The sequence below is a fragment of the Spirosoma koreense genome (assembly GCF_054777875.1).
In genome coordinates this window covers 2,102,055-2,114,650 of the sequence record NZ_BAAHAC010000022.1, presented here as the reverse complement: position 1 = coordinate 2,114,650, position 12,596 = coordinate 2,102,055, and the positions used below count along the sequence as shown (strand labels likewise).

Annotated in this window: 14 protein-coding genes; 8 read left to right on the top strand and 6 right to left on the bottom strand. The window is 50.3% G+C overall.

What is annotated here, in order from left to right:
• Window positions 1-8: 8 nt before the first annotated feature.
• From ACYVC2_RS22220 to ACYVC2_RS22205, 4 genes are all read right to left on the bottom strand, one after another.
• The gene (locus ACYVC2_RS22220; RefSeq protein ID WP_461105848.1) at window positions 9-3,398 is read right to left on the bottom strand and encodes a TonB-dependent receptor; all 3,390 of its coding nucleotides are present in this window, start codon (window positions 3,396-3,398) and stop codon (window positions 9-11) included.
• Window positions 3,399-3,669: 271 nt separating this feature from the next.
• Window positions 3,670-4,767 (bottom strand): FecR domain-containing protein, encoded by a 1,098-nt coding sequence (locus tag ACYVC2_RS22215; RefSeq protein ID WP_461105846.1) that lies wholly within the window; start codon window positions 4,765-4,767, stop codon window positions 3,670-3,672.
• 75 nt (window positions 4,768-4,842) lie between these two features.
• Window positions 4,843-5,466 carry an RNA polymerase sigma factor gene (locus ACYVC2_RS22210; protein WP_461105844.1) on the bottom strand — a complete coding sequence of 208 codons (624 nt, stop codon included), beginning with the start codon at window positions 5,464-5,466 and terminating at the stop codon, window positions 4,843-4,845.
• Window positions 5,467-5,891: 425 nt separating this feature from the next.
• Window positions 5,892-6,230 carry a hypothetical protein gene (locus ACYVC2_RS22205; RefSeq protein ID WP_461105842.1) on the bottom strand — a complete coding sequence of 113 codons (339 nt, stop codon included), beginning with the start codon at window positions 6,228-6,230 and terminating at the stop codon, window positions 5,892-5,894.
• A 333-nt stretch (window positions 6,231-6,563) separates the two neighbouring features.
• Here ACYVC2_RS22205 and ACYVC2_RS22200 point away from each other — a divergent pair, with 333 nt between their 5' ends.
• The 3 genes from ACYVC2_RS22200 to ACYVC2_RS22190 are packed head-to-tail and all read left to right on the top strand — an operon-like array spanning window position 6,564 to window position 8,613.
• Window positions 6,564-7,358 carry an SDR family oxidoreductase gene (locus tag ACYVC2_RS22200; protein WP_461105840.1) on the top strand — a complete coding sequence of 265 codons (795 nt, stop codon included), beginning with the start codon at window positions 6,564-6,566 and terminating at the stop codon, window positions 7,356-7,358.
• Entirely contained in the window at window positions 7,345-7,689 is a 345-nt protein-coding gene (locus tag ACYVC2_RS22195; RefSeq protein ID WP_461105838.1) for a hypothetical protein, read from the top strand. The genes ACYVC2_RS22200 and ACYVC2_RS22195 overlap by 14 nt, the downstream gene beginning before the upstream one ends.
• A 15-nt stretch (window positions 7,690-7,704) precedes the next feature.
• A complete protein-coding gene (locus ACYVC2_RS22190; protein WP_461105836.1) occupies window positions 7,705-8,613 on the top strand; it encodes a helix-turn-helix domain-containing protein in 909 nt (302 codons plus the stop codon).
• A 67-nt stretch (window positions 8,614-8,680) separates the two neighbouring features.
• On the opposite strand, the gene bla is transcribed toward ACYVC2_RS22190, so the two are convergent.
• On the bottom strand, window positions 8,681-9,577 hold the full coding sequence (bla, locus tag ACYVC2_RS22185) for a class A beta-lactamase, subclass A2 (RefSeq protein WP_461105834.1): 897 nt from the start codon (window positions 9,575-9,577) through the stop codon (window positions 8,681-8,683).
• A 156-nt stretch (window positions 9,578-9,733) separates the two neighbouring features.
• On the opposite strand from bla, the gene ACYVC2_RS22180 reads away from it, so the two are divergent.
• The 3 genes from ACYVC2_RS22180 (at window position 9,734) to ACYVC2_RS22170 (ending at window position 11,878) form a co-directional block, all read left to right on the top strand.
• On the top strand, window positions 9,734-10,708 hold the full coding sequence (locus tag ACYVC2_RS22180) for an NADP-dependent oxidoreductase (RefSeq protein ID WP_461105832.1): 975 nt from the start codon (window positions 9,734-9,736) through the stop codon (window positions 10,706-10,708).
• 4 nt (window positions 10,709-10,712) lie between these two features.
• Window positions 10,713-11,630: a helix-turn-helix domain-containing protein gene (locus tag ACYVC2_RS22175; RefSeq protein ID WP_461105830.1), complete on the top strand. Its 918-nt coding sequence runs from the start codon at window positions 10,713-10,715 to the stop codon at window positions 11,628-11,630.
• Window positions 11,631-11,749: 119 nt separating this feature from the next.
• A complete protein-coding gene (locus ACYVC2_RS22170; RefSeq protein ID WP_461105828.1) occupies window positions 11,750-11,878 on the top strand; it encodes a hypothetical protein in 129 nt (42 codons plus the stop codon).
• Here ACYVC2_RS22170 and ACYVC2_RS22165 read toward each other — a convergent pair.
• Window positions 11,875-12,006 (bottom strand): hypothetical protein, encoded by a 132-nt coding sequence (locus ACYVC2_RS22165; protein ID WP_461105826.1) that lies wholly within the window; start codon window positions 12,004-12,006, stop codon window positions 11,875-11,877. The two genes, ACYVC2_RS22170 and ACYVC2_RS22165, sit on opposite strands and share 4 nt — an antisense overlap.
• 29 nt (window positions 12,007-12,035) lie before the next feature.
• Here ACYVC2_RS22165 and ACYVC2_RS22160 point away from each other — a divergent pair, with 29 nt between their 5' ends.
• The gene (locus ACYVC2_RS22160) at window positions 12,036-12,194 is read left to right on the top strand and encodes a hypothetical protein (RefSeq protein ID WP_461105824.1); all 159 of its coding nucleotides are present in this window, start codon (window positions 12,036-12,038) and stop codon (window positions 12,192-12,194) included.
• A complete protein-coding gene (locus tag ACYVC2_RS22155) occupies window positions 12,182-12,499 on the top strand; it encodes a helix-turn-helix transcriptional regulator (RefSeq protein ID WP_461105822.1) in 318 nt (105 codons plus the stop codon). Before ACYVC2_RS22160 ends, ACYVC2_RS22155 begins: the two co-directional genes overlap by 13 nt.
• The last annotated feature ends 97 nt before the right edge of the window (window positions 12,500-12,596 follow it).

Below are 12,596 nucleotides of genomic sequence, written 5' to 3'. Positions count from 1 at the left end.
CCGTTACATTAAAAATCGACTTTCAAACCAGCGGTGATTGATTTCATGGATGGATAGTTACCCCGATCCCAGCCGTTCACCGAAGCTGCACTCCAGGCTACCTCCGGGTCATAACCGCTGTATTTGGTGATGGTGAGGTAGTTCTGCGCACTCAGGTACACATTGATCGACGCAATTTTAGCCGACTTCAGCAGGGTAGCGGGCAGGGTGTAGCCCAAGGTAATGTCGCGCAGCTTTACGTAGGCGCCGTTTTCGACCCACAAACTATTGGCGTAGTCCCGAATGGAACTTCCACTCTTCGTGGAGGGCACATCAAATCCGTTTCCGGAGCCGGTCCAGCGCTGGTTAAAGGCTTCCCGGGTCGGCGTCCAGTTTCCGTTCAGGGTGATGTTGTACTTCCTGAACTCATTGACAATATCGTTGCCCAGTGAACCCACAAACAGCAGCGACAGATTGAAATTCCTGTACGTCAGGGTATTGTTGAAGCCAAACGTTACTTTAGGCGTCAGGTGCGTGAGGGTAGTTCGGTCGTTGCCATCGACGATGCCATTGCCATCCCGGTCCCAGAACTTATAATCACCGGCTCCTTTGGTGGGTTCGCCATTTTTAACGGCTTCGTCGTTAGTCTGATAAATCCCTAACACTTTGTACCCGTATAATTCATTGATATTCTGCCCTACCTGTGTCGGGAACCAGTTACCGCCCGTGCCAATTTCCTTATACGTGACAGGGTTGCCCTGTGGGTCATTCTCCAGTTGCAATACCCTGGTATTGTTGTGCGACACCGTAACGACCGAACTCCAGCGTAGGGCGCCGGTGGTATTGATGGTAGTCAGCTGAAATTCGATACCGCGGTTCTGGACAGCCCCAATATTTTGCAGAACGGTACTAAATCCCGACGACGTAGGCAGGCCGACGTTCAGCAACAGATCTTTGGTTTTCTTGTCGTAATAGTCCAGTGTCAGCTGAATCCGGTCACGGAGAAAGCCGATATCGAGGCCGATATCCACCTGGCGGGTCGTTTCCCACTTCAGGTTATTATAGGCCAGCGAGCCCTGCACATACGCGATGTTGTTGACGTTGCCGAAGACGACGTTCGTATTGGAAAGCCGGGCCAGTGTCTGGTAGTTACCAATAGCCTGGTTGCCGGAAAAGCCGTAGGTCGTTCGGAGTTTGAGGGTCGAGACGCTCGGAATTTGTTTCATGAATGGCTCTTCCGAGATACGCCAGGCGAGTGCACCTGAGGGAAAGAAGGCAAACTTTTTATCTTCCGAAAAGCGTGAGGAGCCATCATATCGACCCGTTAAGGTGACATAGTATTTATCCCCGAAATTATAATTCAAACGGCCCAGATACGACACCAGTTTACTGTCTGAATAGCCGGTGCTGGGTAGGCCCGGCGTGGTAGCGGCCCCAATATTATTGTTGGTAAAGGCATTGGTAATGAAGCCGATACCAGTACCGCTGGACAAACTTTCGGATTGATTGGTCTGATAAGTGAAGCCGCCCAGCGCGTCGATCGTGTGTTTTCCGATGCCTGCCGAATAGGTCAGGTAATCTTCCGTAACGAACGTGCTGGTGTTACTGTAGCTTTTGGAGGCTTTGCCACCCGGCTGCCCGATGCTGATCGTCGACGGAGCATAGTAATCGCTTTTAGAATAGCCACCATCGATGCCTACACTGGTGTTTAGCTTCAACCCCTTCACCAGTTCATACACCAGCTTTATATTGCCGATGAGCCGAAGGTTGGCCGAAGGATTGTACAACTCGCTCGATATGCCCAACGGATTGGTTTCTCCCCAGGATACCCCGGTAAATTTTGTGTAATTGCCATTGGCATCGTACACACCCTGCGTTGGCGGTATCACCATGGTTGTAAAGGGAATACCACCACCGCCATCAGCCCCGGCGTAGTTTGCCTGCCGGTAAATTGAATTCTGAAGCGAAAAACTGTTGATGACCGATAACTTTTTACTGATGTCGTAGCTTAGGTTTACGCGGAAAGACATTCGCTTGAAATTGGAGTTCCGGATAATACCATCCTGGTCGTAATACCCGAACGAGGTGTAGTATTTCAGGTTCTGCGAACCGCCACTGACCGACAGATCATGATTCTGTACAATGGCATTTCGATACACCAGATCCTGCCAGTCGGTGCCTTTGCTTCCCAGCGAGTCGATCTGAGATGCCGTCCAGGGCAAGGCCTTCTGGGGGTTGTTCAGGCCCGATGCATTGTCGTTGGTTATGACTTCGTTCTGTAGCGTGGCGAAGTCGCGGGCGCCAATCAGGTCGATTTTTTTGCGGAGGCTCTGCACTCCATAATAGCCATTGTAGGAAACCTTGGGTTTGCCTTCCTTGCCTTTTTTTGTGGAAATAATAATAACGCCATTGGCCCCGCGCGAGCCGTAGATAGCCGTGGAAGACGCGTCTTTGAGCACTTCGATCCGGTCGATGTCATCCGGATTGAGCTGGGCGCTCAGCCCATCCAGTGGAAGGCCATCAACGACATATAAAGGGGCGTTTCCTCCACTGATTGAATTGGTCCCCCTTATTTTTATAATCACGCCTTCACCCGGCTGGCCCGACGACTGATTGACCTGAACCCCGGCGGCATTACCCTGCAACGCCTGCGCTACGTTGGAAATACCTTTGACCTGGGTTATTTTGTCAGACCCTACGGAAGACACCGAACCCGTCAGATCCGATTTTTTGACCGAGCCATACCCCACCACCACGACTTCGTTCAGGGATTGATTATCAGGCAGCAGGGTTAGCGTCATCTGGGTCTGATTACCTACTGTCACTTCCTGACTCCGGTAACCGACAAAACTAAAAATCAGAACGGCACTGGCATCCGGAACGTCAATTCTATACTCACCCCTGGCATCGGTCGTAGTTCCGCGATTGGTTCCTTTAAGAACGATACTGACGCCCGGTAAACCTGTCCCTTTTTCGTCTTTCACCGTGCCGGAGACGGGCAGATCGGCCGTTTTCGGCGGGTTACTGCCGGCAAACTGCTGGTTTGGGTCCAGCGATGATTCGGGTTCTGGTTCTTCCCTGGAAAAGATAATCTGCTTCCCCGTCACTACGTACTGAACATGTCGTGGTTTAAGCAGGCGGGTAAGCAGATCGGCCAGTCGTTCGTTATGGGCCGAAATCGACACGCGTTCGTCGGAACGAATCACTTTCGAGTTGAAAACAAACTTTACGTTGGCGATCTGGCTAACCTGCACCAGGGCCTGTTTCAGCGTAGCCTGGGTAATCGTTATGTTTACTCGTTGGTCAAGTACCTCCTGCGCTTCTACGTCGCCAGCGTAACTGACGGCGGTAAGGATCAACGCCACAAAAAGCTGAATGGCAGTGATTTTCATTAGCGTAAGCGTTAATGATTTTTTCATTAGATTTAGCGGGTTTTTGTTGAAAACAGACAAACCAATTCCTCTCATCCATAAATCATGGATGCTCTGGCAGAGAAAGTAGAGGGAGCTTTTAAGAGCCGATAGTGCCTGGCCGCACTGTCGGCTTTGTTTTTAATCAGGCGAGAACGTCGAATTGATGCATAGGCGATGAACGTTAGTTGTTAAGGTAAAAAGCTGTTTTTTGGGTATTACGATGCTCTCTTGGTAAACAGGACAAGTTGCCGGGTGCACTACCGTTTAGATCGTTTCCTTACCGGCATCCTGTTGAATGAATCACGATTTTACCGTCGATAATTTCGAACGTACCCCCAATTCCTTTACAAACGATTCCTAGTTTTTCGGTCATCGTTTCCTCGCCCAGCGAGGCCGTCAGCGCGCAGTCACGCAGCAAATCAGAATCGTAAATGATAGCAATTCCGTAGGCTTTCTCAAACCGCTGGAGTACATCGCTCACGGGGGTTTCGTCGAAATCAAAATCATTGATTTTAACGTTTCTGTCAATCACGATCGGTTTTTCAACCAGCATCTTCTGGAACACGGCATCCGTTTTTGAAAAATTGACCTGCTGGTTGGGGGTGAGCGAAATGATGCGTTTATCGACAGTACGTTCACGACTATTCGCCGACATAGGGCGGGCATATACGGCCACTTTGCCCGTACGTACGGCTACCGTCAATTGCTGCTGCTGCGGGTAGGCACTAACCCGAAAGCTCGTTCCTAAAACACGCGTAACAATCTGGTCGGCATAAACAAGAAAAGGTTTGGCAGGATTACGCCTTACCTCGAAGAACGCTTCGCCAACCAGGTTTACTTCCCGGCTCGAATCGCTGAAAACAGCGGGATACGTCAGTACGGACCGGGGCGACAGCGTCGCAACACTGCCGTCGGGAAGCCTTACCCGGATGGGTCGCTGCGTGTCGTTACGTTTTGTCCGAATGCCATTCTGCTTTTGGTTCAGCGATAACTCAGACCCGGTAACCAGCCGATTTGCAGGCCGACTAAACCACCAGCCAATACCCAGCAGCAGCACGACCGTTGCGGCTAAAGCCATCCACCGGGCATACGAGCGCGTTAGTATCTGAAACGGTTGCCGGGAAGTCTGAACGCTGATTTTTTGCAGCATCCGCTGTACATCCTGCTCAATCTGGTCCGGACTGATTACGGGCTGTTCGGGATGCAGGCTCAGCAAAAGCTGGCGAGCCAGTTTTACTTCGTCCATCTGTTCAGGGTGCTGCTCTAACCATTCCTGCCAGAAGGCTTCATTCGCAGCCGTCGGATTCCTGACCCAGCCCTGGAAAAACGGATCGACCAGAAAATCTTCAGTGGTGAACGTGGTGTAGTCGGGCATAATGTATCGCTTTCATCTCTCGATAGAGGAAATGAGTAAGCAGATACTGCTTTTTTCTAAAAAAAAGTAATTATTTTACCAATACCTCCAGAGCGTATACGAAACCAGCAAACACAGAACGAAGAACTCAGTGTTAATTTGCTGACGCAACTGTTGAAAAGTAGTTTGGAACAAATTGGAAACCGATTGTTCAGAGATGCCCATAATCCGGGCAATGGAAGGCCGGTCTAAATTCTCGTAAAAGCGCAGGTAAACCGCTTCTTTAGCCCGACGTGGCAGTTTATCCAGTAGCTTCCCGATCCGGCTGGCGTGCAGATGCAACCTTTCATTCTCAATAAAATGCTCTTCGGGCGAGAAAGAGATGTCAAAAAATGACGAGTTCCCTTCCTCCGGCGCAGACTGATAATCGTATCGCTGGTATTCCAGGTGATGTCGGTGCAGAAGTCGACGGAGCATCGTCATGAGATAAGGCCTGACCTGCGCCGTAGTCAGCGCACTCAAACTCGCCCGTCGCTCCCAGAGTTCCACGAATATATCCTGCATACAATCGCGGATGAGGTCGGTATTACGACTGAACTTGGTTCCGTAATGAAATAAAGCGGCATAGTGTTTGGTCATCAGTTGCCCAAGCGATACCGAATCGCCCTGCTGAAACTGGTGCCATATGAGTGCATCGTCCTCGTCCCTATTCCTATGCATGCCTACAAAAACCAGGAAATATTGCCAAATTTAAATTTTTACTTTAAAAATAAATATAAATATATAGGGGTGTTACGGTAAAGTAGGGACAGATAGCCGACGAATCGGGGCAGCCTTTACCCGGTGTTACTGTGCTTGTGAAGAATACTAGTAATGGGACTACCAAATCTGGCTCAGCAGCTCGATGTACTGCTTAAAGAAACGCTTGGGAATAAAACTTGTGAACGCATCCACAAATGCCAGTAGCCAGTACCTGCAATCCCCTTCGAAACCGATAGAAGCCATTTGGGCTATTTCGGACGTCGATGCTCGGGAATCTCAGGTTTATTAAGTGTACGAAACAGATTCAGCGTCAGGTTCTGACGCAAAAAAAGCGATAGCCATACCTGGCTATCGCTCCAATTCGTGGTCAGTTGATACCCGATCTACTGCTTGTCCAGTTTCTTGGCTTCGCCACTGATGGCCCGCCCAGTAGCTTTGGTCGCTTTGGTAACAGCGCGGCCGGTGGCTTTTGCGCCGGTGGTTACCGCTTCTCCGGTCGCTTTACCAGCTTTTCCAACGGCTTTCCCGGTGGCCCGGCCAGCCGTACCAACCGCATGCGCTCCGTCGGCAACACCATTTTCGACTTTATCGCCAACGCGCTTGACGTCTTCTTTAGTTTTTTCTTTACGGGCTGCCCGGGTGGCTGCCTGGTCGTCCTGCGCCAATGCCCCGGTGGTTAGAGCCGCGCAAAGCACAATCGATAGAAGGATTTTCGTTTTCATAAGAATACTAAGTGATGGTATGGCAGCCCTGCCCAACCGGGTTGACTGCACTGGCCAAATAACAGCCAACGGTGGCTGTTTGTTTTAGAGCGACGGGCCAGCTGTGTAGCGCTCATGTTGCTTGCCGGGCCTTCTACCACTACGTGTTCCCTACCCTGTTTTTCCGGAATGCGTACCTAATTATTTGTCGGTGGCAACTTCCTGTTTAGCCGCATTCAGGCATGGCTTTTACCGGGCCGTTATCATACTCCCTTTCGACTACAACGTTTCGACTTTAGGCTACATCCGCTTTTGTACAGCTACAGAACTTTGCATCAACAAAAAGCGGAAACAATGAAACTAGCCAACAGCACTATCCTCATTACAGGAGGCACAAGCGGAATCGGTTTAGAGCTTGTTAAACAACTCACCGAACAAGGAGCCAATATCATCGTGACAGGGCGTAGCACTGCCGCTTTGAACGAGGCCAAACGTAAATTCCCAACCATTCAACTCGTTCAAAGCGACGTGAGCAAACCGCAGGAAATTGAGCAGCTGTATAAAGATGTGACCCAGCCGTTTCCTGACTTGAACATCATCATCAACAACGCAGGACTTATGCGCCTGATCGATTTGCAGGATACGTCGACAGATTTGGAAAACATCGTCCGTGAAGTTGAGACCAATCTTTCGGGAACGATCCAGATGGTGCATCAGTTTCTGCCGCATTTGAGAAAACAGCCCTCAGCGGCCATCATCAACGTTTCGTCCGCCATTGCCTTCATGACCTATTCATCGGCTCCTATTTACAGCGCGTCGAAATCAGGGGTTCATGCTTATACGAAAGCCCTGCGTCTGCAACTTGAGAAAACGAATGTACGTGTATTTGAAGTGATCCCTCCGGGAGTCAATACCAATCTCCAGAACGACTGGGTGCTGCAACCGAACCAAAGTCAGATGATGGATGTCGATAAAATGGTCAGCGAAACGGTGAAAGGAATCTTGAGAGACGAGTTGGAAATCAAGCCGGGCTTGTCAGGCATAGTGAAACTGATGAGCCGGATCGCACCGAATTTGATCATGAGATTCGGGCATCGGGAATTTGAAAAATTCAGACAACTAAACAAACAGACAAATGAAAATTATTAGCATCATACTTCTATTCGTTTCCGCATTTCTAAGCCTGAAACATGGCTGGGATTCCTTTCAGCCGGCCAATGCCGAACAAACAAAAATGATGGTCGATTTAGGCATCGCCAAAAGCCTTATGCCGTATTTTGGCGTACTGTCCATACTTATCGGGTTAATGTTGCTTTTTCCGCAAACATTTTTCCTGAGCAATGTGCTGAATGCCATTACCATTTTACTGATCATGGCTTTATCCTTAAAAGTCGGAAATACCACAATGGCTTTACTGGAAATTCCATTTCTTGTCTTGCCGCTCCTATTGATCGGGCTTCAGTACCCGTTCCGGTTTTAACAAACAACCTGTTGTATGAACAGCTCAAAACTGTACCGAGTCAAATCGATAACTGAAGGTCACCGCCTGTCGAATCTTCCCAATCCGCATCATCCGCTAATCAGTATGATTGATGTGGGGGGGCTAAAAAATGTTAGGGATATACAGGCGGTAATCTTTGACTTTTATGTTGTTTCGCTCAAACGAGGCTGCGACAAACTGCTGTATGGCCAACAGAAATACGATTTCGACGAAGGGCTGATGGCGTTTATGGCACCCGGACAGATTTTGCGGGGCGAACAGAACGGCGTGCCGCCGAAGCTGGAAGGCTGGATGCTGTTCATTCATCCCGATTTTTTGTGGAACACGTCCCTAGCCAAAAAAATCAAGCAGTATGAATTCTTTGGTTACGCAGCCAATGAAGCGTTGTTTCTTTCCAGTAAGGAAGAGATCATCATCAACGGTATTGTGGAGAACATCCGACAGGAATATCAGGCCAACATGGACCGATTCAGCCAGGATGTCATCATCGCCCAGCTCGAACTGCTGTTCACGTATGCACAACGGTTTTACGAACGGCAATTCATTACCCGGAAAATCACCAACCGCAAACTTCTGGATCGTTTGGAAGAAGTATTGACGGCTTATTTCAATAACGATGAGTTATTGTCCAAAGGTCTGCCTACGGTTCAGTACATGGCCAGTACGCTGCATATTTCCACCAAATATTTAAGCAGCCTGCTGAAACAACTGACGGGACAAACGACCCAGCAGCTCATCCATGAAAAGCTGATCCAAAAAGCAAAAGAAAAATTATCGACAACCGACCTGACCGTCAGTGAAATTGCGTATGAGCTGGGCTTCGAACATTCACAATCGTTCAACAAACTCTTCAAGAGCAAGACGAATCAATCGCCTTTGGAATTCCGACAGTCGTTCAACTGACGGAGGCTGTCGTCGCGACAAACTCGATCAGTGGCTGGAACCCCGCTGAGTGTGCCGGTAAACGTTCTCAATTTGCTTTAGCGAAGTGATCGTATGCTAGTTTAGCGATATCGGCGATGATTCGCTCATTCGTCTCTGTGCTTTCGGTCGAGTTCATAATGAATACACTGATAGCGATAGGCTCGCCGTTCGGCATCATAATGAACCCTACGTCATTGACAGCGCCAGTCAGCCCGTCTTTAGTGGTTACCGACGTACCGGTTTTGTGGGCTACTACCGTACCGGCGGGCAGCAACTTTCGGAGTCGGTTTTGGCCGGTTGTTGTTTCAGCCATCAGTTTCCATAAGAACGCGTGGCTACTAGCCGAGAGAATACGGCGCTGGTAGAACAGCTTCAGTAGGTCGAGCATCGCCGTCGGCGTTGTCCAGTTGTTGTATTGAACGTCCCAGTTTTCCGGCGCCTGCATCTTTGCTTCGGTGTCCCGAATGGCCACGTCCCGGATGCCCAGCTGATGAATGAAGGCGTCTACCTGTTTGGGGCCACCGAGCAGCCTGAAGAGGTAGTCGCAAGCACTGCCGTCGCTATCGGCAACCGAATACCGGATGATGTCGGCCAGGGATAAGTCTACCTCGCCGTTTGGATAGGCTTCTCGCATCGGACTGTGCAGACCGGATATCATATCGCTTTTTCTCACGTGCATCTTCTGGGTGAGTTTGAATCGCCCCTTATCGACTTCTTTCAACATCGCTAAGGCAACATGAAACTTGTACACACTCTGCATGGCCATGTGCTTATCGCCCTGGATGGTGAGCGTCTGTCGATGGCTAAAGTCGTATATACCCACGCCCACAGTAGCTTTCCTGCCCTTAAAGACCTGTTCAATTTTTGTCTGCAATTGGCTGATCTGGGCGTATACCGGCGAAAACATACTGAACAGCCCGGCAAGCAGCAACATAATTCTCATGATGGTAGCGAATAGCAATTAAGTTTTTCCTGCAAGGTAATCGTTACCCAAGAGCCCATCAGCATAAGCACCGGCATTTCGACTAAGCGAAAAGGCATTTCGACTAAATCCGTTCCGAACGTAGGGCAGACCTTTGCATCAACAAACACGAGAACGATGAAAGCAATCAGAATTCATGAATTTGGCGGTCCTGAGGTAATGAAGCTGGAGGAAGTGGAACGGCCTGTCCCGGCCGCCGACGAAATCCTGCTGAAGGTATACGCCAGCAGTGTCAATCCCGCCGACTACATCATTCGCCAGGGTGGCAATGAGGTATTACGGGCCTACCTGAAATTGCCCCTGGGCCTGGGTCTGGATGCGGCCGGTGTGGTCGAGGAAACGGGCCGTGCGGTAACCGATTTCAAAAAAGGCGATAAGGTATACGGCGTGCCAAATTTCCCGGGCGATGGGAGCTATGCCGAATATATTGTGGCTAAAGCGGGTCAGTTTTCGGTCATGCCGCACGGCATCACCTTCAATGAGGCCGGTGCGCTGCCGTCCTGTGCGCTTATTGCCTGGAATGGTATCGTAGACCTGGGTAAAGTCGGGCCGGGGAAGCGGGTGCTGATTCATGGGGCGGCTGGTGGCGTAGGTAACCTGGCGGTACAGGTTGCCCGGGCTATGGGCAGCTATGTGATCGGAACGGCATCGGCTTACAACGCCGATTTTCTGAAAGAGCTGGGTTGCGCTGAAGTGATCGATTACACCAATCAGTCGTTTGAGGAACTGGTTCGCGACATAGACGTGGTGTTCAATGCCTCGCCCGTTCGCGATGAAAGTGTCAGACTGAAGTCGGTCGAGGTGATTCGGGAAGGTGGTATATTTGTGTGTACGCACCTGGACGAACCGTTTACGGATGAGTTTTTGCGTGCCCTTACCCGAAAGAACGCTACCGGAACGATGGTCGGCGGAGGAAGCGTTACCACCTATGCGTCGTCGCTGGAGGGTACCACACGACTGATCAACGAGGGAAAAGTAAAAGCCGTCGTGAGTAAGGTTTATCCCTTGCCGCGAGTGGCCGATGCCCACCGCGAAAGCGAAACCAAACACGTGCGCGGCAAGATTGTACTGGAAATACGAAAAGAAGAGTAAGCCCGTGAAGCGCTTTAAAACCATCGGCGAATTTTTGCAGTTCCGGCAACTGCCCAAACCCGAACACCCGCTGATCAGTGTGTTCGGGGTGGAGTCCGTCGATCGTTTCCAGCTAAGCGAACCGGCGTCCTGGTGCTACGATTTCTACTGCCTTGCCCTTAAGCGGGTCGTCAATGCGCAGGAAGTAAAATTAAAATACGGGCAGCAAACCTACGATTACGACGAGGGAATTCTGTCGTTTGTATCGCCTAATCAGGTGCTGAGCCTCTCCGTCGATCAGAGTGCAGCCCAGCTCAATCAATCCGGATGGGTGCTGCTCGTTCATCCGGATTTTCTGTGGAATACGCCATTGGCCCGAACCATCAACCAGTACGATTTTTGGGATTACTCGGTCAGCGAAGCTTTATTTCTATCCGAAAAAGAAGAAGCTCTGCTGGTCGATATCCTAACTCACATTCAGAAAGAGTGCCAGTCGACCATCGATAAGTTCAGCAAGCGGATTATCATCTCGCACCTGGAAACCCTGCTCAATTACGCCGACCGGTTTTATCATCGGCAGTTTATTACCCGCGACAAATCCAGCCACCAGATACTCGAACGGCTGGAGAAGTTGTTAAACGAGTATTTTGCCCATGACGATCTGATCTCGAAAGGGTTGCCGACGGTTGGGTATGTCGCCCAATCGTTAAATCTATCCCCCAAATACCTGAGTAGTCTGCTAAAAGTACTGACGGGCCAGAATACTCAGCAGCACATCCATGAGAAGCTGATCGAAAAAGCGAAAGAAAAGCTGTCGACCAGCGAGTTGACCGTCAGCGAAATTGCGTACGAACTGGGCTTCGAACACCTGCAATCGTTCAGTAAGCTGTTCAAAACCAAAACGAACCAGTCTCCGCTGGAATTCAGGCAATCCTTTAGCTGATCGTTGTCAGGCAGCGCAGCAGAATGCGCGTTGTCACTACGTGCTTCCCACCGACCCGACTTTGGTAAATCGCTCTCCTGCCGATCGATGACCTTTGAGACAACCAATACAACCAGCGTATGAAAATTGTCGTCACAGGTTCATTAGGCAACATCAGCAGGCCGCTCACCCAGGAATTGATTCAGAAAGGCCACTCGGTTACCCTGATCAATAGCAAACCCGACATCAAAAAGCCATTCAGGCATTAGGAGCTACCCCGGCCATCGGCTCCATCGACGACGTCTCGTTTCTGATTACCACCTTTGCGGGTGCCGATGCGGTCTATTGCATGCTGCCCCTTTTCGACTACACCGACCGACCCTACCCTGGACGTCATGGCAGCGACCCGGCGTCAGGTTGGCAATTATGTCCAGGCGATCCGGCAAACCCGGTTATTCGGTCTACGAAGCCCTATATCTGTCTGAGAAGGAAGAAAGTATCCTTGGCTACATCCGCCAGGAGTATCAGACGAATCTGGATAAGTTCAGCCAGCCCGTCATCATTGCCCACTGGTGGTACTGCTGACGGCCTACTTTTACAGCGATGCCCTGCTGGAAAGGGGCCTGCCGAGCGTTGCCTGCCTGGCTGGTCAGGTGAACGTGTCGCCGGGGAATCTGAGTGTGCTGCTGCACGTATTGCCGGGCCAAAGCAGTCAGCAACACATCCATAACAAGTTGATCGAGAAAGCCAGGCTACTCCTTTCTACTACCGATCTGTCGGTAAGCGAAATTGCCTACCGGTTAGGATTCGAGCCTTTGCCATCGTTCAGCAAGTTAGTCAAAGCCAAAACAACCGTTACGCCATTGGCTTTTCGACGGTCCTTCAATTAATAAATACGCTGTAATACGGGTGGAAACCCGCGGCTGTTGACCGGAAATCGCGGGTTTCCACCCGTGTTACCCCCATTGTAAAGCTGCTTGTTTCAAG

Coding starts and splice junctions, on each gene's coding strand:
- ACYVC2_RS22220 (WP_461105848.1), bottom strand. CDS start 3,398: ATGAAAAAATCATTAACGCTTACGCTAATGAAAATCACTGCCATTCAG.
- ACYVC2_RS22215 (WP_461105846.1), bottom strand. CDS start 4,767: ATGCCCGACTACACCACGTTCACCACTGAAGATTTTCTGGTCGATCCG.
- ACYVC2_RS22210 (WP_461105844.1), bottom strand. CDS start 5,466: ATGCATAGGAATAGGGACGAGGACGATGCACTCATATGGCACCAGTTT.
- ACYVC2_RS22205 (WP_461105842.1), bottom strand. CDS start 6,230: ATGAAAACGAAAATCCTTCTATCGATTGTGCTTTGCGCGGCTCTAACC.
- ACYVC2_RS22200 (WP_461105840.1), top strand. CDS start 6,564: ATGAAACTAGCCAACAGCACTATCCTCATTACAGGAGGCACAAGCGGA.
- ACYVC2_RS22195 (WP_461105838.1), top strand. CDS start 7,345: ATGAAAATTATTAGCATCATACTTCTATTCGTTTCCGCATTTCTAAGC.
- ACYVC2_RS22190 (WP_461105836.1), top strand. CDS start 7,705: ATGAACAGCTCAAAACTGTACCGAGTCAAATCGATAACTGAAGGTCAC.
- bla (WP_461105834.1), bottom strand. CDS start 9,577: ATGAGAATTATGTTGCTGCTTGCCGGGCTGTTCAGTATGTTTTCGCCG.
- ACYVC2_RS22180 (WP_461105832.1), top strand. CDS start 9,734: ATGAAAGCAATCAGAATTCATGAATTTGGCGGTCCTGAGGTAATGAAG.
- ACYVC2_RS22170 (WP_461105828.1), top strand. CDS start 11,750: ATGAAAATTGTCGTCACAGGTTCATTAGGCAACATCAGCAGGCCGCTC.
- ACYVC2_RS22165 (WP_461105826.1), bottom strand. CDS start 12,006: ATGACGTCCAGGGTAGGGTCGGTCGGTGTAGTCGAAAAGGGGCAGCAT.
- ACYVC2_RS22160 (WP_461105824.1), top strand. CDS start 12,036: ATGTCCAGGCGATCCGGCAAACCCGGTTATTCGGTCTACGAAGCCCTA.